This is a genomic window from Streptomyces sp. NPDC006643 (assembly GCF_042870175.1).
Classification (GTDB): Bacteria; Actinomycetota; Actinomycetes; order Streptomycetales; family Streptomycetaceae; genus Streptomyces.
The window spans coordinates 196637-219250 of the sequence record NZ_JBIAHA010000018.1; the positions used below are offsets into that span (position 1 = coordinate 196637).

Genomic DNA, 22614 nt, shown 5'->3' on the forward strand with positions numbered 1-22614 from the left:
AGGCCGAGGCGGACAGAGGAAGGCATCACAAGGTCTCCAGGCTCAGTTCTCGGGGATGACGCGGTCGAAAGCGAACCGGCGCGCGGTGTCCGGCCGTTCGGGGTCGGGGCCGTTGAGGACGCCCCGGTCGAGGCCGTCGATACGGGCGAGCTCCTCGTCGCTGAGGTCGAAGCCGAAGACGTCGAAGTTCTCGGCTGTGCGCGAGGGCGTCACCGACTTCGGGATCGCCGAGCGTCCCCGTTGCAGGTGCCAGCGCAGCATCACCTGCGGCACGGTCCTGCCGTGGGCCCGCGCGAGGGCCCGCAGTGTCGGGTCGCCGAGGACGCCCACCCGCTGGTCGCCGTAGCCGGGGTAGAAGGTGATGCCGCCGATGGGCGACCACGCCTGGTCGAGGACGCCGTACGCCGCGTCCGCCTTTCGCACCGCCGACTGCGTGCAGTACGGATGGAGCTCGATCTGGTTCACCGCGGGCACGACGTCGGTCTCGGCCAGCAGCCGCTCCAAGTGCTGCGGCAGGAAGTTGCTCACGCCGATCGCGCGCACCCGGCCGTCGGCGAGCAGCGTCTCGAGCGCCTTGTAGGCGGCGATCGTCTTCTCGAAACGGTCGGGCGCCGGCTGGTGGAGGATCAGCAGGTCGAGCCGTTGACAACCCAGTTCGCGGGCCGATTTCCCGAAGGCGTGCGGCGTCTGGTCGTAGCCGTCGTCCGAGACCCACACCTTGGTCTCGATGAACACCTCGTCGAGGTGGACGCCGGAGCGGCGAATGCCTTCGCCGACCTCCCGCTCGTTGGCGTAGACGGCCGCGGTGTCGATGTGGCGGTACCCGGTCCTCAGCGCGGTCTCGACAGCCCGCGCGGTCTCCTGCGGTGCGCTCCGGAAGACGCCGAAGCCCAGCGCGGGCAGTACGACGCCGTTGTTCAGCGTGAGATCGATCATGCCTCCCACTCAATGCGATGCCACTCGCGGGCGGAAGGTACGGCTGTTCCAGGTACTGCCGTTACCTCCCTGCCGCGCGCCCGCGCGGCGTACGGTCGATATATGAGTCACCGTTGCAAGGACGTCCGCGACTTTCTGACGTCGCGGCGCGCGCGCCTCACCCCCCAGCGGGCCGGACTGCTGATGTACGGCGGCAAGCGACGCGTGACCGGCCTGCGCCGCGAGGAGGTGGCGCTGCTCGCGGGCGTCAGCGTCGACTACTACGTGCGTCTGGAGCGCGGCAACCTCACGGGGGCCTCGGACAGCGTGCTCGAAGCGGTGGCACGGGCGCTCCAACTCGACGAGGCCGAGCACGACCACCTCTTCGACCTCGCACGCAAGGCGAACGAGTCACCCACGCGTCGCCGGCGCGTTCCGCCGAAGCAGGTGCGCCCGACCGTGCGGCGGATCCTCGACGCGATCACTGAGTTGCCCGCCTGGATCCGCAACGGCCGGCAGGACATCCTCGCCATGAACGGCATCGGCCGGGCACTGTACGAACCCGTCTTCGCCGACCCGCGCCGCCCGGCGAACGCCGCCCGCTTCACCTATCTCGACCCCGCCGCCAAGGCCTTCCTGCGCGACTGGGAGAAGAACGCCGACGACATCGCCGCGACACTGCGGCAGGAGGCCGGGCGGAACCCGTACGACCCGGCGCTGACGGAGCTGGTCGGCGAACTCTCCACCCGCAGCGAGGTGTTCCGGCAGCGCTGGGCGGCGCACAACGTGCACCTCCAGCGCACCGGACTCAAACGACTGCACCACCCGGCCGTCGGCGACCTCGACCTCAGCTTCGAGACCTTCGAACTGCCCCACGACCCCGGGCTCACGATGGTCGTCTACACCGCGGCTCCCGGCACGCCCGACGCCGACAAGCTCGCACTGCTCGCCAGCTGGACGACCACGCTCACGTCCGAGAACACCGAGCCCGAGACATCCGCCCGACCTGGCCGCTCAAACCAGGGCGTGTCGTGAAAGTCCCGCCCGGCTCGTGACACCCGGCACGCACGCCGGCGGCGTTGGCAGCACCGCGACGTACGCGTCCCCGCCGACCGCTCATCGCCGCCGAGGGCACCGGCTTCGCGACGGTCGTGAAGACTCTGCACCACACCCGCATCACCATCGGTGCCCAGGCGCTCGGCATCGCCCAGGGCGCGCTCTCTGCCCTCGTCAACGTCCCAGGAACGTCGCGAGCCGGTAGTCGCGGTCGGCGATCGGAAGGCGTTTCTCCAGCTCGGCGCGCGGTGTCGCGAAGATGTCGACGATGTCCCGGTCGAGCGGGCCGCCGGGCTCGACGCCGACCGAGTCGACGAGCACGAGCCGGGAGATCCGCGCGGAGCTTCGCAGGGCCATCTCCATCGCGACCCAGCCGCCGAACTGGAGGCCGACCAGCGTGACTTCGGTCTGCTCCGTCCGGTCGAGCCAGATGAGACAGATGTCGGCGAGATCGCCGACCGTCGAGCACCAGTGGGGCCGGGGCGAGCGACCGTAGCCCGGATGACTCGGCAGGACGACGGAGAAGTCCTTCGCCAGCGCCTCGACGAACGCCGCGTCCTCCGGGACGCGGCGTTCGCCTCCAGGCAGGACAAGGGCGACCCGGCTGCCGCTCCCGATGAGTGTCGCGCGTCACGGCGAGGAAGACTGTGACTTGAGTCCGACGACTTTCAACCGGCCCGACACGGCGGCGAAACGAACAGGCGGTCCCCGCCTCCGCTCCGTCGAGAGGATCGAGCGGCCGACGCCGGGCGTTCGGAAATCAGCTGAGAAACGTCGGCCCCGCACGATCACCGCCGCCGGGCGATGCCCGGCGTCACCACCTGGCCCTCGCCCGGCGCGCCGCACCCTGACGGGGCTGTCTTCAGCCGTTCGCGTCCAGTGTCGCCAGTTCTTCGGCGGTGAGTGCCAGATCGGGTGCGCGGAGAGAGTCACGGATGCTCTCGGGGCGCGAGGCGCCGGGAATCGGGACGACCGCGGGAGACAGTGCGAGTTCCCACGCCAGGCAGACCTGCTGCGGGCTGGCGTCGTGCTGCTTCGCGATCTCGCCGAACGCCGCGTGGCGTTCGGCCAGCTCTCCCGCGTGGCGCATACCTCCGAGAGGGCTCCAGGGGAGGAACGCGATGCCCAGTTGGGCACAGAGTTCGAGCTCGGGCCGGCTGAACCGGAAGGCGGGGGAGAACTGGTTCTGCACAGACGCGAGGCGACCGCCGAGGACATCGTTGGCCTGCCGGATCTGCGTGGGGTCGGCGTTGGAGATACCGGCCATGCGGATGACGCCCTCGTCGATCAGTTCGCCCAATGCCCCGATCGAGTCCTCGTAGGGCACGTCGGGGTCCGGGCGGTGGAACTGGTAGAGACCGATGGTGTCGACGCCGAGCCGGGCGGCTGAAGCTTTCGCCGCCTGCTTGAGATGCTCGGGGCGGCCGTTGAGGATCCAGGTGCCGTCACCGGTGCGCAGGTGTCCTCCTTTGGTGGCGACGAGTACGTCAGAGGTGTCACCGCCCCATGATGTGAGAGCTCGCCCGACGAGTGCCTCGTTGTGGCCGGTCTCGTCACGCCCGACGAGTTCAGCGCCGAGGTGATACGCGTCGGCGGTGTCGATGAGCGTCACTCCGGCGTCGAGGGCCGCGTGGATCGTGGCCATCGAGCGCTCTTCGTCCGGGCGGCCTTCTACTGACATCGGCATGGCGCCGAGCCCGATGGCGCTGACACGAACATCTCCGATGGTGCGCTGTCGCATGAATGACATCCCTTCTTGTTGTCCGGTCCCTCTACGTGGCGCCGAGCGCCCCTGTGCCGGCCGCCATGGACGGGCAGATGTGCCGAAGCCCCGGTCCGAGGAAGTCAGGGGCGACGCGTTCGCCGAGGTTGGCCTGTGAGGCACCCGCTCCGGAGGCGTGGGACCCAGTTCCGATGGGGCGGCACCGACCCGGATACGGCGGCTGCCCGGTTTGCCGCCCCCGGCCCGTGACGCTCACCAGTGATCTAGCGATCTAGCGATCTGTCGATGCGCGGGAGCCCTCCGTGACCGGCCGGACTGTGTTCACAGGAGCTGATCCCGCACAGGCCAACGTTCCGAATCGATCGGTACTGAATGTGAGCGTACCACCCCGTGGACCTACCGGCGTGGATGCGATCCGTAAGAGCTGGACCCGTCGACACCCGCCGGGACCTGCCCGAACCACGTGCGGAACGCGGTGAGTTACCGAACGATCCCGTCGGGGCGTTCCTCGGCGACACAGTGGTCCGCAGGCCGGTTCAATGAGCGCCGCTCACCTCTGGCGCGCAGTACGCGGCGCCGACCGTGACCAGGAGGACGGGCGGATTGCGGTGCGGTGTGAGGGACCGGCCCGGCCCGTGAGGTCGGCGCCGTTGGATCTGAGCCCCTCAACCCTCAGGTCCTGAGGCTTCCCTGACGCCGCCCGCGACCTGTCACTCCGAGGAGCGGAACGCGCGTCGGTAGGTGGACGGGGCGACCCCCGCCTCCGCCGCCAGGTGGCGGCGCAGCGAGGTGGCGGTGGCGAAGCCGACCTCGTGGGCCACCCGTTCGACGGGCAGGTCGGTGGATTCCAGCAGGTGGCGCGCCTGTCGCAGCCGTTGCTGGGTGAGCCAGCGGCCGGGGCTCTGCCCGGTCTCCTCCTGGAAGCGGCGGGCGAAGGTGCGGGGGCTCATCGCGGCGTGCGTGGCCAGTTCGGGCAGTGACAGGGGCAGTTGGAGTCGTTGCAGTGCCCAGTCGCGGGTCGGTCCGGTGCCGGTCCCGGTCGCCGGGGGCAGTGGCCGTTCGATGTACTGTGCCTGCCCGCCGTCCCGGTACGGCGGTACGACGCAGCAGCGAGCGACATGGTTGGCGAGGTCGCTGCCGTGGTCCTGGCGCACCAGGTGCAGGCAGACGTCGACGCCGCTCGCCGCCCCGGCGGAGGTGAGCACGTCCCCGTGGTCCACGAAGAGCACACGCGGATCGACCTCGACCCGGGGGAACAGTTTCTGGAAGCTGGGGGCCAGTGACCAGTGGGTGGTGGCGCGGCGTCCGTCCAGGAGCCCGGCGGCGGCCAGCAGGAAGGCGCCGGTGCAGATGGACACCAGGCGGGTGCCCGGGCGGACGCGCGCGAGGGCGGCGAGGGCCCGCGGGTCCGGGGCGATGGCGGAGGCCCGGGAGATCGCGTACGGCGGGATGACCACGGTGTCCGCCCCGGCCAGCACCTCGGGACCGTGCCCGGGGGTGACGGTCAGGTCCGAGTCGGTACGCACGGGCTGCCCGTCCACGCTCGCGGTCAGCACCTCGTAGTGGCCGTCGGCGGACCCCAGGACCCGGTGCGGGATGCCGAGTTCGAAGGGGTAGACACCGTCGAGGGCGAGAACGACGACCCGGTGGGCGCCGGGCCGCGGGCCCCGGGGCAGCAGGGGATCCGGTGCCGGGGCGCGGTCGGCGAGGTGACGGGCCCGGGACGGCGCGGCGGACGCGGGACGAGGGGCATGGTCCAAGGGCATGGCATGAATGTATCGGAGGATGACCTTTCTGCCATCGCCCGGGGCCGGACCGTACGGCGAGGATCGAGGCATGACTTCGACGGACACCCCTGAGAACCTCGACTCCCCGGCTCCGGCGGCAGCCACGGGCTCCCCGAGCCCCGCTGCTCCGGAGGGCGCCCCCGTGATGCTCGCCCTGCACCAGACGGTGCTCGGCGGCCCCGAGGTCCTGCGACTGACGGAGCTTCCCCGGCCCACGCCCGGCCCCGGCGAGATCCTGGTCGCCGTGCACGCGGCCGGACTCAATCCCACGGACTTCAAGCACCGCGCCCTGAGCATCTTCCTGCCGCCCCCGCCCATGACCCTCGGCTGGGACGTCTCCGGCACCGTCGTGGAGACCGGCTTCGGCGTCACGCTGTTCCGGCCCGGCGACGAGGTGTTCGGCATGCTGCCCTACCCGTACGGGGCCGGCTCCCACGCCGAGTACGTCACCGGCCCCACCCGTGCCTTCGCCGCCAAGCCCACCGGGATCGACCACATCCAGGCGGCGGCCCTGCCGTTGGCCGCGCTCACCGCCTGGCAGGCCCTCGTCGAGACCGCTGACCTCCGGGCCGGACAGCGGGTACTGATCCACGCCGCGGCCGGCGGAGTCGGTCATCTCGCCGTACAGATCGCCAAGGAGCGCGGCGCGCATGTGACGGGGACGGCGAGCGCGCCCAAGCATGACTTCCTGCGCGAACTCGGCGCGGATGCCTGCGTCGACCACCGCAACGAGGACTTCACCGATACCGAGGAGCGCTACGACCTCGTCCTGGACGCACTCGGCGGGGAGACCGCCACCCGCTCCGTGAGCGTGCTCCGTCCCGGCGGCCTCCTCATCTCCCTGGTGCCGGGCGCCGACGACACCCAGGCCGCGGCGGAGAAGGCACAGGTCCGCGCCGTCGGCCTGCTCGTCGAGCACGACCAGGCCGGAATGCGCGCCGTCGCCGAACTCGTCGACCGGGGCAGGCTCCGCGCCCACGTCTCCGACACCTTCCCCCTCGCCGAAGGCGCTCGGGCCCATGTCCTGGGGGAGACGGGCCGCACCACGGGCAAGCTCGTCATCACCGTGCGCTGAGTCGGGCCGGCCGCGGCGCAGGACGGTCGACGTCCATGTGCGCGCTCCCGTCGGAGCCACCGCTCGGTGGGCTTCACCTCACCGCGCCGCTGTTCCAGGAGCGCCGACGATGCCACTGACGCGGGTGAGGTCGAGTTTGGTGGCGTCCTCACTGCCCGGGACGGTGGTGTAGATGACGATCTTGATGTCGGTGTCCGCGTCGGTGAGGACGTCGCAGTCGACCGTGACGTCACCGACGGCCGGATGCCGGATGGTCTTGCGGTCCTCCGAGTGGGTACCGACGGCGCCCTCCCGCCACAGCCGGGCGAAGCGCGGGTTCCCGTCGATGCTGCGACGCAGGAGGCGTGCCAGCCCCGGATCGCCCGGGTAGCGGGCGGAGGCCCGGCGCAGGTCCGCGATGATGGCGCGGTCCGATGCTTCGGGATCCTGCTCCGTGACCGGCCAGGTGACGGGGCGTCCGCTGTCCGAATCGACGGGGAAGCGGGCGCGCACAAGGCTTCGGTCGTCGGCGGGAACCGCGGCGGGATCACCCAGGAGTGAGGCCCAGCTGCGGTTCCACCACAGCAGTCGCCAGTCGGCGGCGAAGACCGCCACCGGTGTCTCTCCCACCCTCTGGATGACGCGCTGTAGGCCGGGCGGGATGTGCTCGGTGATCGTGCCGTCGTCCGGAGGGCGCAAACCGGCGAGGCGGTAAAGGTGGTCGCGTTCGTGGCGGTCCAGGTGGAGCGCACGGGCGAGGGCCCCCACGACCTGGGCCGATGGGGTCGTGGAACGGCCTTGTTCCAGACGTACGACGTAGTCGACGGACAGGTCGGCCAACTCGGCCAGTTCCTCCCGGCGCAGACCGGGGGCTCTGCGGGATCGCCTGGCTGGAAGCCCGACGGCCACCGGGGTCAGCCGCTCGCGCCAGGAGCGGATCGTGGCTCCCAGACTGGTCACATCTGCGCTCATGAACCCATTGTGTGTCACAGCCGCCCGGCGAGGGTGGTACCCGTTTTCCTACGGTGGGCCGCTCTCTGGATGCTCCGTCCTCTCGTGCGGATGCTGGGGCCCATGAACGTCAACTTCGTTGCCGGCGCCGCCAAGACCGACGGATCCGGGACCGCGCCGCGCCTCATCGCCCGTACACACCGCGTTACTTGGCGCCCGCGGCCGTGAACGCGATCGGGCCCCACCGGGGAACCAGGGCCCGCTCCGTACAGATCGACGCCACCGACGCCACCGACGCCACAGATCGACGCCATCGACGCCGTGTTCGTCACCGCGGTGCCGTCAAGATCGCGGCACACGGAGCCGCTTCGCCCCCGTCAACTCGTAAGGACACTCCTTGACACTGATCAACAGCAACGACGTCACTGTCCCGGTCACCGTGCAGATCCGCACGCCAACGCCCCCTCAGGAGGTGTTCGACGTCATCGTGCCCATCGATCTCTCCCTCGTCTTCACGGGGTGGGGGCCCTTCCCGGGCGTACGCGGGGCGAAGAATCAGACCGGGGCCTGGGACGCGGCGGGCCAATCGCGCAACCCGGACCTCAGTGACGGCTCCACCGCCGCCGAACGCCTGACGGAGTACACCGCTCCACACTCCTTCGCCTACGAACTCACCGACTTCACCGGCACGATGCGCCATCTGGTGAGCGGGGTACGCGGCGAGTGGACCTTCACTCCCGACGGAGAGGGAACCCTGATCCGCTGGACCTACGAGTTCAAGCCCTTGCCCGGACGCGGACTGCTCCTGCGGCGTGCCGTGGCGCCCCTGTGGCGACGCTACATGCTCGACGGTGTGAACAAGTCCGCCCGGGAGGCCGAACGGCAGCGAGAGCAGGGACAGCGGCAGAGGTGATCTCCGTGACCGGACCGTGTCGGTACATGTCCCTGACCGGCGCCGGGTGAAAGGGCCTGCGCCGTCCGTGTTCTGACGGGCGTTCAGTGGTGTCGTAACAGAGTCGGATCGGGCGTTCGTCGCAGGTGGTGCCGCATCCCGCACGGGGATGCGGCACCTTGTCGTTCCCGGCCCACCGGCCCGCTCGCCGACCGGAGCGTGCTCGCGTGAGCGCACCGCGTCGGCCCGCTCGCCGGACCGCTTTCCCAGGGGCGATCAGAGACCGATCCACGTGCTCGATCCATCCCGGAGGAACATAAGCGGGGTGAAGTCCGTTTATGCTGAGGAGAGCCGTGACGCCGGATTGGCTGCCGTTGCCGCCTGCCTTCTGTCGTCACGCCCGAACGTCATGGCCCCATACCGGCAAGGGAGTTACCCGCATGAACCTGTTCCGACTGGACGCCAGCATCTTTCCCGGCGTCTCCGCCAGTGCCGAGATCGCCGACCTCGCCGAGGCCGAGTGGGTCGCGGCGCACCCCGGCGCCACGGTGACCCGCCGCCACCTCGGCACCGAGCCGCTGCCCGCCGATGCCTGGGCCCTGGCCGTCGTCGCCGGCTCCTTCTCCGAGACGGACCGCACCCCGGCCCAGCGCGAGGCCCTCGCCCTGGCCGCGCTCGTGGCCGACGAGGTGCAGAACGCCGACGCCGCGATCCTGGCCGTGCCGCTGTACAACTTCGGTGTCTCCCAGCACTTCAAGACCTGGGTGGACCTCGTCATGGCCGGCGCCGGTCCCACCGCCCCCTTGCTGAAGGGCAACTCCACCGTGCTGGTCACCACGCTCGGCGGCGGCTACGGCGCCGGCACGCCGCGTGAGGGCTGGGACCACTCCACCCCGTATCTGGAGCGCGTCGTGGGCGACATCTGGCAGGCCGATCTCACTCTCATCAAGCGGGAACTCACCCTCGCCGCCGTCACCCCCGGCATGGAGGGCCTGCGAGGTCTCGCCGAGGAGCGGCACGCCGAGTCCCTGGCCGCCGCACGTGAGGCCGGCCGGGCACTCGCCGGAAACTGACCCCTTCCCCCGTCGCCGCCGGGGCCGTTCGCGACCGAATCGCGGACCGCCGGGGCCGTTCGCGACGGACCGGATCGCGGATCAAGCAACCGCCACGCGCACCCGAAGCCGTGCGCCACGACTGTCGAGAAAGCGAGTACTTCATGCCTACCCCCCGCTCCCCCCGCACCCCCCGCACCCCCGGCACCTCGCAAGGCCCCGACCCCACCACCCCGGAGGAGTTGGGCTTCGACCCCGCCGAACTGCGGGCGCGCTACCGCGCCGAGCGGGATCGCCGTATCCGCCCCGACGGCAACGCCCAGTACCGGCGTACCGCCGGCAAGCTGGGCCACTTCGACAACGATCCCCACGCCGATCAGGAGTTCACCCGGGAGCCGCTGAACGACCGGGTCGAGGCGCTGATCATCGGCGGCGGGTTCGGCGGTCTGCTGGCCGGCGCCCGGCTGCGCCAGGCAGGTGTGAAGTCGATCCGCGTGATCGAGAAGGGCGCCGACTTCGGCGGCACCTGGTACTGGAACCGTTACCCCGGCCTCCACTGCGACATCGAGTCGTACGTCTACATGCCACTCCTCGAAGAGGTCGGCTACGTACCGAAGTGGAAGTACGCGCCCGGGGACGAGATCTGGCAGCACGCACAGGCGATCGGACACCACTTCGGCCTTTACCGCGACGCCTGCTTCCAGACGCGGGTGACCGAACTGCGCTGGGACGAGGCCGCGTCGGAGTGGATCGTCGCCACCGATCGGGGTGACCGCATCCGGGCGCGCTACGTGGTGGTCGCCGGCGGAACGCTCACGCAGGCCAAGCTTCCCGGAATACCCGGTATCGAGACGTTCGAGGGCCCCGCGTTCCACACGAGCCGCTGGGACTACGGGTACACCGGTGGCGACATGCACGGCGGTCTGGACAAGCTCGCCGACAAGCGCGTGGCCCTCATCGGCACCGGAGCGAGCGCCATCCAGGTCGTGCCGCACCTCGGAGCCGACGCGCGGCACGTGTACGTGTTCCAGCGCACGCCGTCCACCGTCGACGTACGCGACAACCGGCCCACCGACCCGGAGTGGGCCAAGTCCCTGGAGCCCGGCTGGCAGCGGCGCCGGATGGAGAACTTCCTCGAGGTCATCTCCGGAGTTCAGACGGACGAGGACATGGTGGAGGACTCCTGGACCAGCAGCGCCCGGCTCCTGGAGAAGGTGATCCCGACGACGAACAGGTACGGGGACATCTCGCCGGAAGAGCGCGAACGTGCCTACGAGATGGTCGACTTCCAGAAGATGAACGAGCTGCGCGCACGCGTGGACGAGACGGTGCGCGACCCGGCGACGGCCGAGAAGCTCAAGCCGTGGTACCGCTACATGTGCAAGCGGCCCACAGTCAGTGACACGTATCTGGAGGCCTTCAACCGGTCCAACGTCACCCTGGTGGACACCGCCGACACCCACGGCGTCGAGCGGATCACCAAGAACGCCGTCGTGGTCGGCGGAACGGAGTACGAGGTCGACTGTCTCATCTTCGCGACCGGATTCGAGGTCGGCCTGTCGGCGGTCCTGACCGGCGAACTCCCGGCGTACGGCAGGGGAGGCGTTTCCCTGAAGGAGTCGTGGAAGGACGGCGCCAAGTCGCTCCACGGCTTCTACAGCCACGGATTCCCCAACCTCTTCCACCTCGGGCCCCTGCACAACGCTGTCGCCTCCAACTTTGTGCATCTCCTCGATGAGCAGGCCAGTCACGTCGCCCAGGTCGTGTCACAGGCGCGCGAGCGCCGAGCCCGCTACGTGGAGCCGACGGCCGGGGCAGAGGCCGCCTGGGTGGCAACGATCAAGGAGAAGGCGGTGGACCTGTACTCGTTCCAGGCCGAGTGCACCCCCAGCTACTACAACAACGAGGGAGAGCCGAGCAAGGAAAGCCTGACGTACGGCGAAGGGCCGGTCGCGTTCTTCGAACTCCTCCGGCGCTGGCGCGCCGACGGGGGAATGAAGGACGTCCTCGTCGGGGCCGAGTGAGAAACGGTCGTTCGCGAGGGCGACGACGCAGTTGCTACAGGCGGTGATGGCTTACCCGGTGGTCGTCGGGTCGGGAGGCCGATTCATGGCGATCGGTGCGTCGTGGTGGGCGCCGAGAGGGCCGCGAGGTTCTGGGCGAAGCCACCGACGGCACGGGCATGGAGCCGGTCGGAGGTCAGGACGGGGCACTCGTCCGTTCGCAGGATGCGGTGACCCCGTCGGTGGAGCGCGCGGACCAGGGCGTGGTCCTCGCCCACCGCGAGCGGCTGGAACCCCTCGACGTCGCGGTAGGCGTCGGCGCTGACACCGAGATTCGCTCCGTGCACATGAGGGTGGTCCCAGGGCGCCGGCGAGGCCGGGCGTTCGGCGTCGTAGCGGAGGGAGTGACGGAAGGCCAGGACGGAAGGCGGCAGGCGTACGGTGCCGACGACTGCCGCCCATCCCTCCCGCGCCTTCATGAGCTGGAAACCGAGCCAGTGGGGCGGGACGGCGCTGTCGGCGTCCGTGGACGCGATCCACGTACCGTCGGCGCCCAGGAGATCCAGGGCGTGCGCGACACCGACGGCCCGGGCCGCGCCAGGGTTCCGGCAGTCGGTGGAGACGACGACGGCCCGGGCACGCGCGGCGATCTCGGCGGTGCGGTCGACGCACGAATCGGCGACGACCACCGTCACGATGCGCACGCCGGCGAGACGGGGATCGGCCGCGGCGAGCCGCACGGCCTCCAGCGCCCTCGGCAGCAACTTCTCCTCGTTGTGCGCGGGTACGACGACGGCGACCGCCCTGACGGTCATACGAGTCCCTCTCGCCGGGCGGGACTCGCGGGGGTGCGGCCGTCCGCACCGGTACGTGTGTGGATCTGGAGAACGAAGTCCTCCTCGCGGTGGTCGGCGAGCAGGGAGAGACCGGAGACCTCGGACAGACGCCCGGCGATGGCGTCGCCGGTGCTCAGGTGCTCCCGTACGGGATGGTTCCAGTGCACCGTGGCCAGCGTGCCGCCGGGTTCGAGCGCGGCCGTCGCCCGGTGCAGGACGCCGTCGAGAGCCGGCTCGTCCAGGTAGTAGAGAACCTCGGAGAGCACGATCAGATCGAAGGTGCCCGACGGCCACTGGTCGGGAATCGTCATGTGCCGGACCGTCACCCGCGGCAGCCCGGCGAAGCGCCGCGCGGTGCCCGCCACGACGGAGGCCACCCGGTCGCACGCCAGCAGCGAGTCGCATCGCGGTGCCAGCCGCTGGGTGAGTTCGCCGACCGAGCAGGCGGGCTCGAACGCCCGGCGGTAGCGGGGGAGCGGCAGCGCGGCGACGGTCAGATCGTATTTCCGCTGCTCGTACCACCGTTCCGAAAGATGCCACGGGTCGTCCGCCCGCCGGTACATGTCCTCGAAGTAGGAGGCCGGAGTCCCCGACCGTTGCTCCGTCACGCGAAGACCACCTCGAAGGGCCGCAGATGGTGGGCGAGTTCGTCCGGGGGCAGGATCGCCGCGTCCTCGGGGAGCGGGCCCAGCGGTTCGGTCTGGCTCACGAAGCAGTCGACGGCCAGGCGCTTGCGCCGCAGCACACCGTCGGGCAACCGGACACGCGCGGCGTCCCCCCACGGCACGCGCGGGTCACCCGGTCGCGCCCAGTGCCACATCCAGACCGGATACATCGCACATGGCACCCCGAGGTCCCGGGACGCGGCCAGCGCGGCCCGTCCGGCGGCCTCGTGATCGCCGTGCACATCACCCGTCCAGGGCGCCAGACACAGCCGGGCGCCGGTCAGTACGCGCGCAAGGTCGCTCCGCACCCGGTCCTCGTGCACGGCCACTTCGGTGTCGGGGACCTTGAGCGCGACGACATCCGCCCCACCCAGATGGGAGAGCGCGTCCCGCAGCTCCCCGCTCCGGATGCCGGCCAGGTCCGCCGGGGTCACCCTGCCGGACTCGGCATGGGAACGTTCGCCGTCGGTCACGGACACCACCGTCACCTCCGCGCCCGCGTCGCGCAGCAGCGCGATGGTGCCGCCCGCGCCGAGAACCTCGTCGTCCGGATGGGCGGCGACCACCACCACCCGGCCGGACGTGGGCAGCCGGAAGTCGGGAAGTCCCTCCCAGCCCGGCCACGACCGCCAGAGCGCCTCGTCGGTGCCCGGCGCCTGGATGGGGTCGGCGTACACCGGCCGGCCGTCGGCGTACGAGGTCACAGTGACCCCCGACGGGCGACGAGCGTGCCGAGTTCGGCGAGATCGCGCTCGGCGTGGTGCTGCCGGATGTAGACCGTGAGGTCGGCCGCCGCGCGGGCGTGGCGTTCGTCGTGGCACAGCGGGCCCGCGCCGGTGGCCCGCCCGACGTGAGTCAGGACGTCGGCGCAGACGGACTCGACGAAGGAGCGCACACGCAGGGTCCTCAGCCCGGCGGTGCCCGCCGTGTCGAGAGGATCGCCGTCGATCTCGCGGGCGGCCTGTTCGAGCACCGCCCCGGCGGCGTGGAGACGCATGTCGACGGCGCCGAGATGTGCGTGGGTGAAGGGGTCCGAGCGCCGGGCGGCTGCCTCCGCGAGGGTACGGGCCACCGCGCGCGCCCCGCCGTACCAGCAGGCGGCCACACCGACGCCGCCGTGCTGGAAACCCGGCCGCTGGACGTACGACCCGACACCCCCGAGAGATTCGGCGGGCACGGCGTCGAAACGGACATCGGGTGTGTCACTGCCGGCCATGCCCAGCGCCTGCCATGTCCCGGGCACCGGGCGGGTGCCCTCGCCGAGCCGGACGCGGAAGAGGCGGTTCCCGTCGGGTGCCTCCGCCGTCACCAGGGCGTGGGTGCAGGAGTGGGCGCCGGAGCAGTACCTCTTCAGCCCACGCAGCACCCATCCGGCGCCGGACCGCTCGGCGGTCACCCCCTCCCCGGGCGGCTGCGCGGCCCAGACCCCCCACCGTTCGCCGGGGAGCGGTGGCGGCGCCCCCAGCTCCGCCAGGATCGCCGCGGCGTCCACATGCCCCTCCAGCAGCCGGGCGACGCACACGTCCTGCTCGCCCGCCGCGGCCAGCGCCGCGAACCGCTCGTGTGTCCGACCGCCTCCCGGCAGCGGGAAATCGCCCTCCAGCATCGACACCTGTGCGGTGAACCTCTCGGCCGTCAGACGGCGCGATTCCTCGGCGGAGAAGCCGGGAGGACGGCGCGCCCCGGCGAACTCGGCCAGGTCGGGGGAGAAGACATGAGACATCCGGGGCTCCTTGGCGTAGGCACACCGACAGGCTGGCTACTTCAAGCAACCGTGCGAGTGCGTTGTGTTCTCATTCTGTGACGGGACAGCCGTACGGCGCGCTCCGACGGCACCCGTGGAGGGGACCGCGGCGGGGAACGGCTCGCGCACCGCCGAGGCTGATGCGCCGGACCACCTGGTCTCCCCGATCAGCGCACTCATGCCTCGCCGGACGTGGACTTCGAGAAACGGCCGCGGTCAGGGGTGCGCCTCGGTGCTGCTCCGGCCCGGCGCGAGGCATCGGGCACGGTGTGCTCTCGCGGCCGGCCTGGTTTCGTTCAGGGATGCGGGGTACTCGGCACGCGTAAGGGCGCAGCGGTCGGCCGTCAGGTGGCTGTCACGCTTTGCCAAGGTCGCCGCACGCGGGCGGGTCAAGCAACGGCTGTCCTGCCTGCTGCTGCGCATCGAAGAACTTGTTGAGATTGGGAAGACCATGATTCTTCTTGGCGTCATTCTGCTCCTCATCGGCCTGGCGGTCGGGGTGTCCCTCCTTACGACCATCGGCGGTGTACTTGTTCTGATCGGTGCGGTCTTGTGGGTGCTCGGCGCCACGGGTCGCGCTGTTGGTGGCCGGAAGCACTACTTCTAGAGAGCCGACGTCCAGGTCGTGTGCCGGATGGGCCGGGCACCCTTCGCCCCTAACCGCACTTGGCCCGAGGTGGGGGCCCAGGGGGGCCGGCTGTCAGCACGTCCCCTCCGTGCACGGGAAGCCCGGGTGGGGCCCGCCTCGGCGGGCCGCAACGCGGTTGTTACCGGGACCGGGACCGGCTCCGCCGTACGAGCGCCACGCACGGCGCCCCCGCCTGAGCCGGTCCCGGTGTGGCGGATGCGGGTTACTGCTTCGCTTCCAGGGTGTAGGCGATCCGTTCGCTGACGTACCCGTTGGGGTGTGTCCTGACGGTGGTCGTCGTGGTGACCTTGGGGCTGTTGCTCTTGGGGTCGTAGGTGCAGGTGGGGATGATGTCGATGGTTTTGCCGCCGCGGTTGGTGACCTTGACGGGGTGCAGTTTGCCCTCGATCTTCTTCGAGGGGGAGACGACTTCCCAGCGGCCCTGGGGGAAGGGCCGTCCGCCGACCCGGACCTGGAAGACTCCGCCGCGCCGGTACTCCATCGTCGCCATGGTGCCGTCGCCCCCGGCGAAGAGCCTGCCCTTGAAGGTCCTGCCCTCGTAGTCGGCCGCGGTCCGGCCGCAGGTCTCGGGAGTGATCTCGTAGGCGAGTGAGGCGCGGGTGCGGCGGTTGGGGTAGTCGTTCTGGAGGTAGCCCTGGTTGTCCCTGGTGACCCTGAGCGTCTCGCCCGCGGTGAGGACGGCGTCGTCGGAGCCGCCCGGGTCGGCGTCCTTGAGATCGGCGGTGATCTTCCACGGCCGGGTGTCACTGGCCTTGGAGGAGAAGTGGGACTCGATGTCCAGGGACTGGACGCCGGACTGCTCTCCCTCGCCGAGCGGCCTGTTCGGCTCGCAGACCGCGAGCGTCTTGCCCCGGGCGCGCTGCCACAGCACATGCTTCTCACCTCCGCGCTCGACGGTGACGGTGCCGTACACGTCCGCACACAGATCGGTGTCGATCTTCCCCTGGATGTCGAAGATCGTCAGCGTGCTGAGATCCACCGTCCAGTCGACCGACGGCGCAGCGGTTGCCGCCCGTACGGGGGCCGCCTGCGCGCCTGCTCCTCCGGCACCGGACAGCAGGGCCACCGGGGCCAGGACGGCAGCGAGTGCGACGGACATACCCGTCCTGTGCTTCATCACGTTCATTCGCTCTCTTCCCTCGTCACGGAGACGGCAGGAATCAGCACTGCCGCCGATCCTCGTATCGGCCGGCAGGCCGTACGGCTTGAGGACCGGCCGTTGGCGTGTTGACGCTCGTGAGGGAGCGTCCGGTCGGTCGGGCGACCTTCAGGCCCTGCCACGTCCGGCCTGCGCCGAGAGGCCGCGAGTCATGGCGAATCAGTCCTGGTCGGTGCCGGTCTCGATGGTGCCGCAGAGGGCCTTGTCGCCTTGATGAGAGAGGACCCGGTGTTTTGTCCGGAGTAGCCGGCCACCGACCCTGCGGCGGAGGGCTCGACGCCCTGTGCCGCAAGGTCGACGGGACGGCCGCTTGTCGGCCGCGAGGACGGTGAAGAGGAGGAAAGCTGCGGCCAGCCTCCCGTGAACTGCGCTTTTGTGTTCAGCCGCAAGGGGATGGCCGGGCGCTGACCGGACGGGCAACAGTTGGTTCACCAGGCGCGACACGAAGGTGCGTGCCGTCGATAACTTGGGGGGAACTCGTGCGGAGCATGATTTCGATGGCGTCGACCCTGGCCCTTACCGGAACGGCACTCGTCGGATTGGGGGCCGTCGCGCCGAGCGCCAGTGCTGCCACCTGCTACGGGAGCGCTCACAGCTACAGCAAGCCGGCCAACTCGACGTTCCTGCCGAACATAGGCAACGGCCATTTCCGAACGACCAGTAACTGCGCGGACATCAACGTCAAAACGAATGCCGACCGTTACATCAAAGTGTGCTTCGCCCCGTCGAGTGGCGACACCCAGTGCCAGGACGATTTCAAGCTGGCTCGTAGGGGCGTGTGGACGGTTATCGCCACCGACGTGAAGGACGCCACGAAGTTTGCCTTCCACTTCGAGGCGACAGGGGTGTCCACCGGGTACTGGGCGGCCTGACCGCCGACACCCATGAAACGAGGGCTGCGCGGGTGCCGAGCCCTTGCGTTGGTGCGGCGTACACGGCCGTTGGGCCTATCTGCTGTTAGGCCGACAATCCAGAGTGATGGGTGAAGACGGACGTCGGCTCAGGCGGCCTTTGCAGGCTCCTCGGCGCACTCATCTCCCGGCCGCCGACGGTCAGAGACATCCGCAGGTGGGGATTCTTCTGCTGACCGCCCCGGAGTGGGCCGAGGACGTCCTGAGCATGCTGCTGGGAGAACAGCTGGGAGTAGTCCTCGGTGACCTCGCCGTCGAAGCCGTAGTTCCGGTATGAGGCGACCGCCCCCACGCGTCGGTGAACGTCACCGTCTCGCGCTTGGCGTCCAGTTCGGCCCAGCTGGAGGCCATGCCGAAGTCCGCGACCGCTCTCTCGATCAGGTCCTTCCGCGGCTCCTGATCGCCGATGATGCCCACCGAGCCGGTCAGCTCGTCCCTGCCGCGATACATGTTGTAGACGTCCCTGGAGGTGTTCACCGGCCGACCGGGGGTGAAGGGTCGTCCAGCACAGGGGACTTCGGTGGAGTCTTCCCGAGGCAGGAACAGTTCCTAGATCACGAACAGCACCGGGTCGGGCTCGGGCGCCTCGGTTTCGGGCAGGTCGAACAAGGGCTGTTCGCCGGGCAGCGGCAGATCCACGGTCACGAGAGATCCGGGGCACGACACCAGCGAGCCGTCCGGGTCGCGGCGAGGGCCGGGGGCGTCGTGTCGCCAGATACGGCCCTTCCGCAGCTGGCCGGCGACCGGCCCGGCAGCGATCGCACGGTCACAGGCGGCGCAGTTCACGCGTGGAAGCTTCACACGTCCCATTGTGACGGTCTCTCCAAGGGACGGGCCGTGTGGCGGCGCCCACGTGCCCATGGCCCCGCGCGAGCGTGCGCGTCACCCGTAGAGGTTCGAGGCGACGGTCAGGAAGACGAGGAGGTTGGGCACGGTCTCGACCTTGGCGAGCGCCCAGGCTTTGGGCTGTCCGTGCTGCCGGACGGCCACGAAGCCCCCACCGACATCGATCGTCGCGACGGCCGCCCAGGGCAGGACCCCTTCGCGTTCGGTGGATATACCGGTGGCGTCCAAACTGAACGGGCCGTGGCTCACCTTCTGCCCGTCACGGACTGCCTCCCACACCTTCTGGGTCTGGGCGCGGGCGATGGCCTCGGAGATCAAGGGCAGCCAGGTCCCGAAGTCGGCGAAGCTGGAAGAGATCTGCACTCTGGTGCCGTTGGGCGCCACCAGGGTGGAGGTGTGCGTGGCGTTGTAAGGGGTCTTCGTACCTTTGTAGACGATCACTTCCTGGACGGTTTCCTGGTAGTGGACCGCTTGGTCGAAGCGGACGGCGAACAGCTTCCCGGCGCCCATGTCCACGAGCACACCTCTCTCGAAGAGGTGCAGGCGTTGACTGCCGAGTCTCTTACGGAAGTTGGGGCTGTTGAACAGGGCACCGATGCCCAGCGCGGAGAAGAGCAGGGGATAGAGCCCCAGCCACCAGCTCGTGTAGACCCACAGCAGGATGCCTCCGGTCGCCAGGCAGGCGATGCCGGTCAGGGAACCGGCGATGAACAGTCCCCGGTACTTCTCCTGCACGTTGAGTTCCTTGCTCGGCAGGAAGGTGTGCTCGAGTCGGCCGAAGCCTCTACGGGAAGCCAGTTGGGCGGCTTCAGGGGACGGGGAAGTCGGCACGCTCATACAGAGGTCTCGGTTTCGTTTCGGAGCGATACTTGTCAAAGCCGCTTCATCTGGTCGTTCGGTCGATGAGTTGCGCGAGCAGCCGGGTGCGGGGGACCATCTGGGCGATCTCGACGTACTCCGTGTCCGCGTGCGCGCCACCGCCCACGGCGCCCAGGCCGTCCAGCGTCGGGCAGCCCGCAGCCGCGGTGTAGTTGCCGTCCGAGGCGCCGCCGACGGCGATCCCCCGCAGCGGTTCCTGGCCCAGTTCCGCGGCGATTCGGGAGGCGAGGGCGAACAGTTCGGCGGAGGACTCCGGTTTCATCGGCGGCCTTCTCCTGCCGCCCAATACCTCCAGTCGGGCTCCCGGTAGCCGGGCGACGAGCCCCCGCATGACCGTGTCTATCCGGTCCTGCGCCTCCAGGGTCGGCACGCGCACATCCACCGACACCTTCGCCAGCGCGGGCACTGTGTTGACGGTGGTGCCGGCCGCCACCAGGGTGGTCGTGATGGTCGGCGCTCCCAGGACGGGGCAGGCAGCACCGGTGGTGCCCGTCGAGCTTGCGAGGTCGGCGACGGCCAGGATCTGGTGAGCGGCCTCGATCGCGGCGTTGATCCCCTTCTGCGGTTCCAGGCCCGCGTGTGCGGCACGGCCGTGCACGACAACCTCGTACCGCGAAGTGCCCTTGCGGGCGGTCTTGAGCGCGCCTTCCTCGTCCGCGGACGCCTCCAGTACCAAGGCGGCCACGCACCCCCGCACGGATTCCTCGATCAGCTGCCGGGAGGTCGGTGAGCCGACCTCCTCGTCTCCGTTGACCAGTACGCACACCCCGTCCAGGGAGGGCAGCGAGGCCAGCGCGTGGAACATCTGCACCAGGCCCGCCTTCATGTCCAGGACTCCGGGTCCGCGGGCGATCCCGTCGGCCACCGACCAAGGGTGGTTCTGAAGCGAGCCCATGGGCCACACCGTGTCGTGGTGTCCCACCAGCAGGACTCGCGGAGCGCCGAAGCTCCACCGCAGATGGGTCACACCGTCGATCACGATCACCTCCGGCCCCGCCCCCAACAGCCTGGCTCCCAGGGCGCCGACCACCTCGGCGCTGCGCGCCACCGCCGCGTGGTCCGCCGAGAAGGATTCGCAGAGTACGAGGTCCTCCAGATCGGCCAGCATCGCCGACAACGCGGGCGCGGCCCTGCGGGTCATCGGCCGCGTCCCATCTCAACTCCCTTTCGCACCAGCACACTTCCCCCTCGGATCTCGTGGGCCATTGGAGAGCGGCGGCGCTTGTCCCCCCCCCAAAGCACCGCTGCGCGAACGACGTTAGGGCGGGGCAAGGCATTCCACCAGCGACTGGATTGCATGGGACCCATGCATCTGAGGAATGTGTTGGGGCAAGATGGTGAGAGTCGGCGGAGCCGGCCTCGGAGGAAGGGGGAACGTGTTCGAGATCGACGCGCTGCGGCTGCTCGTGGCCGTGGCCGAGACCGGATCGTTCACGAAAGCGGCGGCCCGGCTCAACTACACGCAGTCCGCGGTGTCCCGGCGGATCGCCGCGCTGGAACAGCGGGCGGGTGGGCCGCTGTTGGAACGGCTCCCTCGGGGCGTACGGCTGAATCCCGCGGGCCGTGCCCTTCAGCGGCATGCCATGGAGGTGCTCGACCGGCTGTCGCGGGCGGAGCGGGAACTGGCCGTGCTGCACGCGGGCCACGGCGGACTGCTGCACATCGGCGCGTTCGCCACCGCCAACATCTCGCTGGTGCCCACCGCCCTGCGGGCACTCCAGGACGCCCGGCCGGATGTCGAGGTCGTCGCGGTCGAGGGCCCGACCGACACGCTGATGGCGCGCCTCGCGGACGGGGTGCTGGACCTCGCCATCGTCAGCGACTACCCGTCCGGTCTGCCGTCGGCCGGCGGTGTCACGACGACGGCGTTGTGCGAGGACGAGCTGTTCGTCGCTCTGCCAAGGGGGCACCGCCTGGCCGGAGCCGGGACGATCGACCTGCGTGACCTGCGCGACGAAGCCTGGCTCCAGAACGCGTACGGCGACCGTCCCACGATGCTTGCCGACGCCTTCGCCAGGGCGGCCTTCACCCCCAGGAAGATCATCCGGATCGCGGAGTGGTCCGGGAAGTTCGGCTACGTGGCCGCCGGGCTGGGGGTGGCACTGGTCCCTTCGCTCGCCGCCTGGGCGGTCCCCGACGAACTCGTCCTGTGCAGCCTCACCGACCCGGCCCTGCGCCGGACCGTGCATGTGGCACTGCCTGCGGACCCGCTACCGGCGGCGCTGAAACTGCGGGATCTGCTGCGGGACACCGTGGACTGGGCCGGAGCCGTTGCGGTCGCGGAGTGGGCGAAACCGCTGAGACCCCCGAGGCCTGTGTGGCCTGGGGTGACCACTACGAGCTCTCGCTGATGATCAACGCCGGGGGCGATGTCATGACCATGTACCCACACTGATCCGTAAGAGGGAGAAATGGGACTCGGTATCTACGTGGAGGACCTGTGGCACGGCAGGTTGAGCGCCTTCACGGATGACAAGGAAGCTTCCTTCATGGGTGTCTGCGAGTCGGCTCCCGAAGAGAGTCTGCTCAATGGCGTGAACAGGTACGGGGACACCCTCTTCAACTGCATCCAGTTGCGCCGACTGGTGAGGGAGCTGGAATCCCTTCCCGAGAACGAACAGAATCCCGTCGTACGACAGGTGATCGACGGCGCGAAACAGGCCATCCACCGGTCCGGCTATCTCCACTTCATCGGTGACTGATCTGCTCGACCGCCACGGACATCGGCCCTGAGAGACGGCGCGGAGCTGGACGTCACCTCCGCCCGGAGTCGGTTCGACGCGCGATTCGGCGAGCAGCACCTCGGCGCGGGTGTTGTGGCCGTCCTTGTCGGCGTCGGGGCTGTCCGGGACGACTACGACGCAGTGATCACACCAGGCACCACAAGATCGCTTCATGGTGGCGGCACGACAGCGAGAATGCTCTTATGACGGAAGAGCTGGTGAAGTTTCTCAAGGCGCGGCTGGCCGAGGAGGCCGACTTGGCGCGACGCTGCGACGGCGACGGATGCGGGGAGTGGTCTGCCCACGGACACACGGTCGACTTCTGTCAGGTTGACCTCTCCGGATTTCCCCCCACGATTGCACTGCATGTGGCTCTGCACGACCCAGCCCGCGTCCTGCGCGAGGTCGAAGCCAAACGGCGCATACTGGCCCGTCACGCCCGCGACCCATGGCCGTGCCACGACCTGCGGGACCTTGCCTCGCCCTACACCGACCACCCTGACTTTCCCTCACCGGCCTGAAGCAGCGCAGCCCACTAACAGGGTGCCCAGCAAGGTCGTGTGTTGGCCCGAACACTTGCGGGCTAAAGCAGGTCCCAGCGGTTTGCCGTACATGTTCTCGAAGCCGTCTGGCCGACAAGGACCCGACTGGCCGACCGCAACCCGAGCGTCGTGGAGGCGACGGCGCGGCAGACCGCCGCGATGTGCGTTTCCCGAGCCCGACGTTGTCCGGAACACTGCGCCCGCCTCGATCGAGACGGATCGTACGG

The 22614-nt window shown here is 69.8% G+C and carries 24 protein-coding genes and 1 pseudogene; 10 read left to right on the forward strand and 15 right to left on the reverse strand.

The annotated features are described in order from the left end of the window. Positions 1-42: 42 nt before the first annotated feature. Positions 43-936 (reverse strand): aldo/keto reductase, encoded by an 894-nt coding sequence (locus ACFYNU_RS24550; protein WP_356585329.1) that lies wholly within the window; start codon positions 934-936, stop codon positions 43-45. A gap of 102 nt (positions 937-1038) precedes the next feature. Here ACFYNU_RS24550 and ACFYNU_RS24555 point away from each other — a divergent pair, with 102 nt between their 5' ends. Then, the gene (locus ACFYNU_RS24555; protein WP_356585330.1) at positions 1039-1950 is read left to right on the forward strand and encodes a helix-turn-helix transcriptional regulator; all 912 of its coding nucleotides are present in this window, start codon (positions 1039-1041) and stop codon (positions 1948-1950) included. A 57-nt stretch (positions 1951-2007) separates the two neighbouring features. After that, a pseudogene (locus ACFYNU_RS24560) lies at positions 2008-2135 on the forward strand (acyl-CoA dehydrogenase); the annotation flags it as partial. A gap of 10 nt (positions 2136-2145) precedes the next feature. Here ACFYNU_RS24560 and ACFYNU_RS24565 read toward each other — a convergent pair. The 3 genes from ACFYNU_RS24565 to ACFYNU_RS24575 all read right to left on the reverse strand — a co-directional run bounded on the left by ACFYNU_RS24565 (position 2146) and on the right by ACFYNU_RS24575 (position 5460). Next, positions 2146-2589: an alpha/beta hydrolase gene (locus tag ACFYNU_RS24565; protein WP_356585413.1), complete on the reverse strand. Its 444-nt coding sequence runs from the start codon at positions 2587-2589 to the stop codon at positions 2146-2148. A gap of 244 nt (positions 2590-2833) precedes the next feature. After that, positions 2834-3712: an aldo/keto reductase gene (locus tag ACFYNU_RS24570; RefSeq protein ID WP_356585331.1), complete on the reverse strand. Its 879-nt coding sequence runs from the start codon at positions 3710-3712 to the stop codon at positions 2834-2836. A gap of 692 nt (positions 3713-4404) precedes the next feature. Next, the gene (locus tag ACFYNU_RS24575) at positions 4405-5460 is read right to left on the reverse strand and encodes a helix-turn-helix domain-containing protein (RefSeq protein WP_356585332.1); all 1056 of its coding nucleotides are present in this window, start codon (positions 5458-5460) and stop codon (positions 4405-4407) included. A gap of 70 nt (positions 5461-5530) precedes the next feature. Here ACFYNU_RS24575 and ACFYNU_RS24580 point away from each other — a divergent pair, with 70 nt between their 5' ends. Then, on the forward strand, positions 5531-6556 hold the full coding sequence (locus ACFYNU_RS24580) for an NADP-dependent oxidoreductase (protein WP_356585333.1): 1026 nt from the start codon (positions 5531-5533) through the stop codon (positions 6554-6556). 78 nt (positions 6557-6634) lie between these two features. Here ACFYNU_RS24580 and ACFYNU_RS24585 read toward each other — a convergent pair whose 3' ends face one another. Continuing rightward, the gene (locus ACFYNU_RS24585) at positions 6635-7507 is read right to left on the reverse strand and encodes a helix-turn-helix transcriptional regulator (RefSeq protein ID WP_356585334.1); all 873 of its coding nucleotides are present in this window, start codon (positions 7505-7507) and stop codon (positions 6635-6637) included. A gap of 376 nt (positions 7508-7883) precedes the next feature. Here ACFYNU_RS24585 and ACFYNU_RS24590 point away from each other — a divergent pair, with 376 nt between their 5' ends. From ACFYNU_RS24590 to ACFYNU_RS24600, 3 genes are all read left to right on the forward strand, one after another. Next, positions 7884-8399 (forward strand): SRPBCC family protein, encoded by a 516-nt coding sequence (locus ACFYNU_RS24590; protein WP_356585335.1) that lies wholly within the window; start codon positions 7884-7886, stop codon positions 8397-8399. A gap of 419 nt (positions 8400-8818) precedes the next feature. After that, entirely contained in the window at positions 8819-9451 is a 633-nt protein-coding gene (locus ACFYNU_RS24595) for an NAD(P)H-dependent oxidoreductase (RefSeq protein ID WP_356585336.1), read from the forward strand. A 143-nt stretch (positions 9452-9594) separates the two neighbouring features. Then, on the forward strand, positions 9595-11454 hold the full coding sequence (locus tag ACFYNU_RS24600) for an NAD(P)/FAD-dependent oxidoreductase (protein WP_356585337.1): 1860 nt from the start codon (positions 9595-9597) through the stop codon (positions 11452-11454). Between the two features lie 83 nt (positions 11455-11537). Here ACFYNU_RS24600 and ACFYNU_RS24605 read toward each other — a convergent pair whose 3' ends face one another. The 6 genes from ACFYNU_RS24605 to ACFYNU_RS24630 form a co-directional block, all read right to left on the reverse strand. Beyond that, positions 11538-12248: a glycosyltransferase gene (locus ACFYNU_RS24605; protein WP_356585338.1), complete on the reverse strand. Its 711-nt coding sequence runs from the start codon at positions 12246-12248 to the stop codon at positions 11538-11540. Then, positions 12245-12832 (reverse strand): SAM-dependent methyltransferase, encoded by a 588-nt coding sequence (locus ACFYNU_RS24610; protein WP_356585414.1) that lies wholly within the window; start codon positions 12830-12832, stop codon positions 12245-12247. The genes ACFYNU_RS24605 and ACFYNU_RS24610 overlap by 4 nt, the downstream gene beginning before the upstream one ends. 41 nt (positions 12833-12873) lie before the next feature. Continuing rightward, positions 12874-13638: a PIG-L family deacetylase gene (locus ACFYNU_RS24615; protein WP_356585339.1), complete on the reverse strand. Its 765-nt coding sequence runs from the start codon at positions 13636-13638 to the stop codon at positions 12874-12876. Then, positions 13635-14657 (reverse strand): acyl-CoA dehydrogenase, encoded by a 1023-nt coding sequence (locus tag ACFYNU_RS24620; RefSeq protein ID WP_356585340.1) that lies wholly within the window; start codon positions 14655-14657, stop codon positions 13635-13637. The genes ACFYNU_RS24615 and ACFYNU_RS24620 overlap by 4 nt, the downstream gene beginning before the upstream one ends. Positions 14658-15033: 376 nt before the next feature. Then, on the reverse strand, positions 15034-15276 hold the full coding sequence (locus ACFYNU_RS24625) for a hypothetical protein (RefSeq protein ID WP_356585421.1): 243 nt from the start codon (positions 15274-15276) through the stop codon (positions 15034-15036). Positions 15277-15529: 253 nt separating this feature from the next. Next, positions 15530-16444, reverse strand: coding sequence for a hypothetical protein (locus ACFYNU_RS24630; protein ID WP_388767253.1), 915 nt, complete (start codon positions 16442-16444; stop codon positions 15530-15532). Between the two features lie 539 nt (positions 16445-16983). Here ACFYNU_RS24630 and ACFYNU_RS24635 point away from each other — a divergent pair. After that, on the forward strand, positions 16984-17358 hold the full coding sequence (locus tag ACFYNU_RS24635) for a hypothetical protein (RefSeq protein ID WP_356585342.1): 375 nt from the start codon (positions 16984-16986) through the stop codon (positions 17356-17358). A gap of 180 nt (positions 17359-17538) precedes the next feature. On the opposite strand, the gene ACFYNU_RS24640 is transcribed toward ACFYNU_RS24635, so the two are convergent. The 4 genes from ACFYNU_RS24640 to ACFYNU_RS24655 form a co-directional block, all read right to left on the reverse strand. Then, positions 17539-17874, reverse strand: a complete 336-nt coding sequence (locus ACFYNU_RS24640; RefSeq protein ID WP_356585343.1) for a hypothetical protein — start codon at positions 17872-17874, stop codon at positions 17539-17541. A 72-nt stretch (positions 17875-17946) separates the two neighbouring features. Then, positions 17947-18198 carry a hypothetical protein gene (locus ACFYNU_RS24645; RefSeq protein WP_356585344.1) on the reverse strand — a complete coding sequence of 84 codons (252 nt, stop codon included), beginning with the start codon at positions 18196-18198 and terminating at the stop codon, positions 17947-17949. 81 nt (positions 18199-18279) lie between these two features. Further along, complete coding sequence (locus ACFYNU_RS24650) at positions 18280-19080, reverse strand: DUF6585 family protein (protein ID WP_356585345.1); 801 nt, start codon at positions 19078-19080, stop codon at positions 18280-18282. Positions 19081-19126: 46 nt separating this feature from the next. Beyond that, positions 19127-20230: a M20 family metallopeptidase gene (locus ACFYNU_RS24655; RefSeq protein WP_356585415.1), complete on the reverse strand. Its 1104-nt coding sequence runs from the start codon at positions 20228-20230 to the stop codon at positions 19127-19129. 268 nt (positions 20231-20498) lie between these two features. Between ACFYNU_RS24655 and ACFYNU_RS24660 the strand changes: the two genes are divergently transcribed. The 3 genes from ACFYNU_RS24660 (at position 20499) to ACFYNU_RS24670 (ending at position 22366) form a co-directional block, all read left to right on the forward strand. After that, entirely contained in the window at positions 20499-21473 is a 975-nt protein-coding gene (locus tag ACFYNU_RS24660; protein ID WP_356585346.1) for a LysR family transcriptional regulator, read from the forward strand. Between the two features lie 60 nt (positions 21474-21533). Next, positions 21534-21824, forward strand: a complete 291-nt coding sequence (locus ACFYNU_RS24665) for a hypothetical protein (protein WP_356585347.1) — start codon at positions 21534-21536, stop codon at positions 21822-21824. A gap of 224 nt (positions 21825-22048) precedes the next feature. Continuing rightward, on the forward strand, positions 22049-22366 hold the full coding sequence (locus tag ACFYNU_RS24670) for a DUF6221 family protein (RefSeq protein ID WP_356585348.1): 318 nt from the start codon (positions 22049-22051) through the stop codon (positions 22364-22366). Positions 22367-22614 lie beyond the last annotated feature (248 nt).

Coding starts and splice junctions, on each gene's coding strand:
- ACFYNU_RS24550 (WP_356585329.1), bottom strand. CDS start 936: ATGATCGATCTCACGCTGAACAACGGCGTCGTACTGCCCGCGCTGGGC.
- ACFYNU_RS24555 (WP_356585330.1), top strand. CDS start 1,039: ATGAGTCACCGTTGCAAGGACGTCCGCGACTTTCTGACGTCGCGGCGC.
- ACFYNU_RS24570 (WP_356585331.1), bottom strand. CDS start 3,712: ATGCGACAGCGCACCATCGGAGATGTTCGTGTCAGCGCCATCGGGCTC.
- ACFYNU_RS24575 (WP_356585332.1), bottom strand. CDS start 5,460: ATGCCCTTGGACCATGCCCCTCGTCCCGCGTCCGCCGCGCCGTCCCGG.
- ACFYNU_RS24580 (WP_356585333.1), top strand. CDS start 5,531: ATGACTTCGACGGACACCCCTGAGAACCTCGACTCCCCGGCTCCGGCG.
- ACFYNU_RS24585 (WP_356585334.1), bottom strand. CDS start 7,507: ATGAGCGCAGATGTGACCAGTCTGGGAGCCACGATCCGCTCCTGGCGC.
- ACFYNU_RS24595 (WP_356585336.1), top strand. CDS start 8,819: ATGAACCTGTTCCGACTGGACGCCAGCATCTTTCCCGGCGTCTCCGCC.
- ACFYNU_RS24600 (WP_356585337.1), top strand. CDS start 9,595: ATGCCTACCCCCCGCTCCCCCCGCACCCCCCGCACCCCCGGCACCTCG.
- ACFYNU_RS24605 (WP_356585338.1), bottom strand. CDS start 12,248: ATGACCGTCAGGGCGGTCGCCGTCGTCGTACCCGCGCACAACGAGGAG.
- ACFYNU_RS24610 (WP_356585414.1), bottom strand. CDS start 12,832: ATGTACCGGCGGGCGGACGACCCGTGGCATCTTTCGGAACGGTGGTAC.
- ACFYNU_RS24620 (WP_356585340.1), bottom strand. CDS start 14,657: ATGTCTCATGTCTTCTCCCCCGACCTGGCCGAGTTCGCCGGGGCGCGC.
- ACFYNU_RS24630 (WP_388767253.1), bottom strand. CDS start 16,444: ATGAAGCACAGGACGGGTATGTCCGTCGCACTCGCTGCCGTCCTGGCC.
- ACFYNU_RS24635 (WP_356585342.1), top strand. CDS start 16,984: ATGGCGTCGACCCTGGCCCTTACCGGAACGGCACTCGTCGGATTGGGG.
- ACFYNU_RS24650 (WP_356585345.1), bottom strand. CDS start 19,080: ATGAGCGTGCCGACTTCCCCGTCCCCTGAAGCCGCCCAACTGGCTTCC.
- ACFYNU_RS24655 (WP_356585415.1), bottom strand. CDS start 20,230: ATGCTGGCCGATCTGGAGGACCTCGTACTCTGCGAATCCTTCTCGGCG.
- ACFYNU_RS24665 (WP_356585347.1), top strand. CDS start 21,534: ATGGGACTCGGTATCTACGTGGAGGACCTGTGGCACGGCAGGTTGAGC.
- ACFYNU_RS24670 (WP_356585348.1), top strand. CDS start 22,049: ATGACGGAAGAGCTGGTGAAGTTTCTCAAGGCGCGGCTGGCCGAGGAG.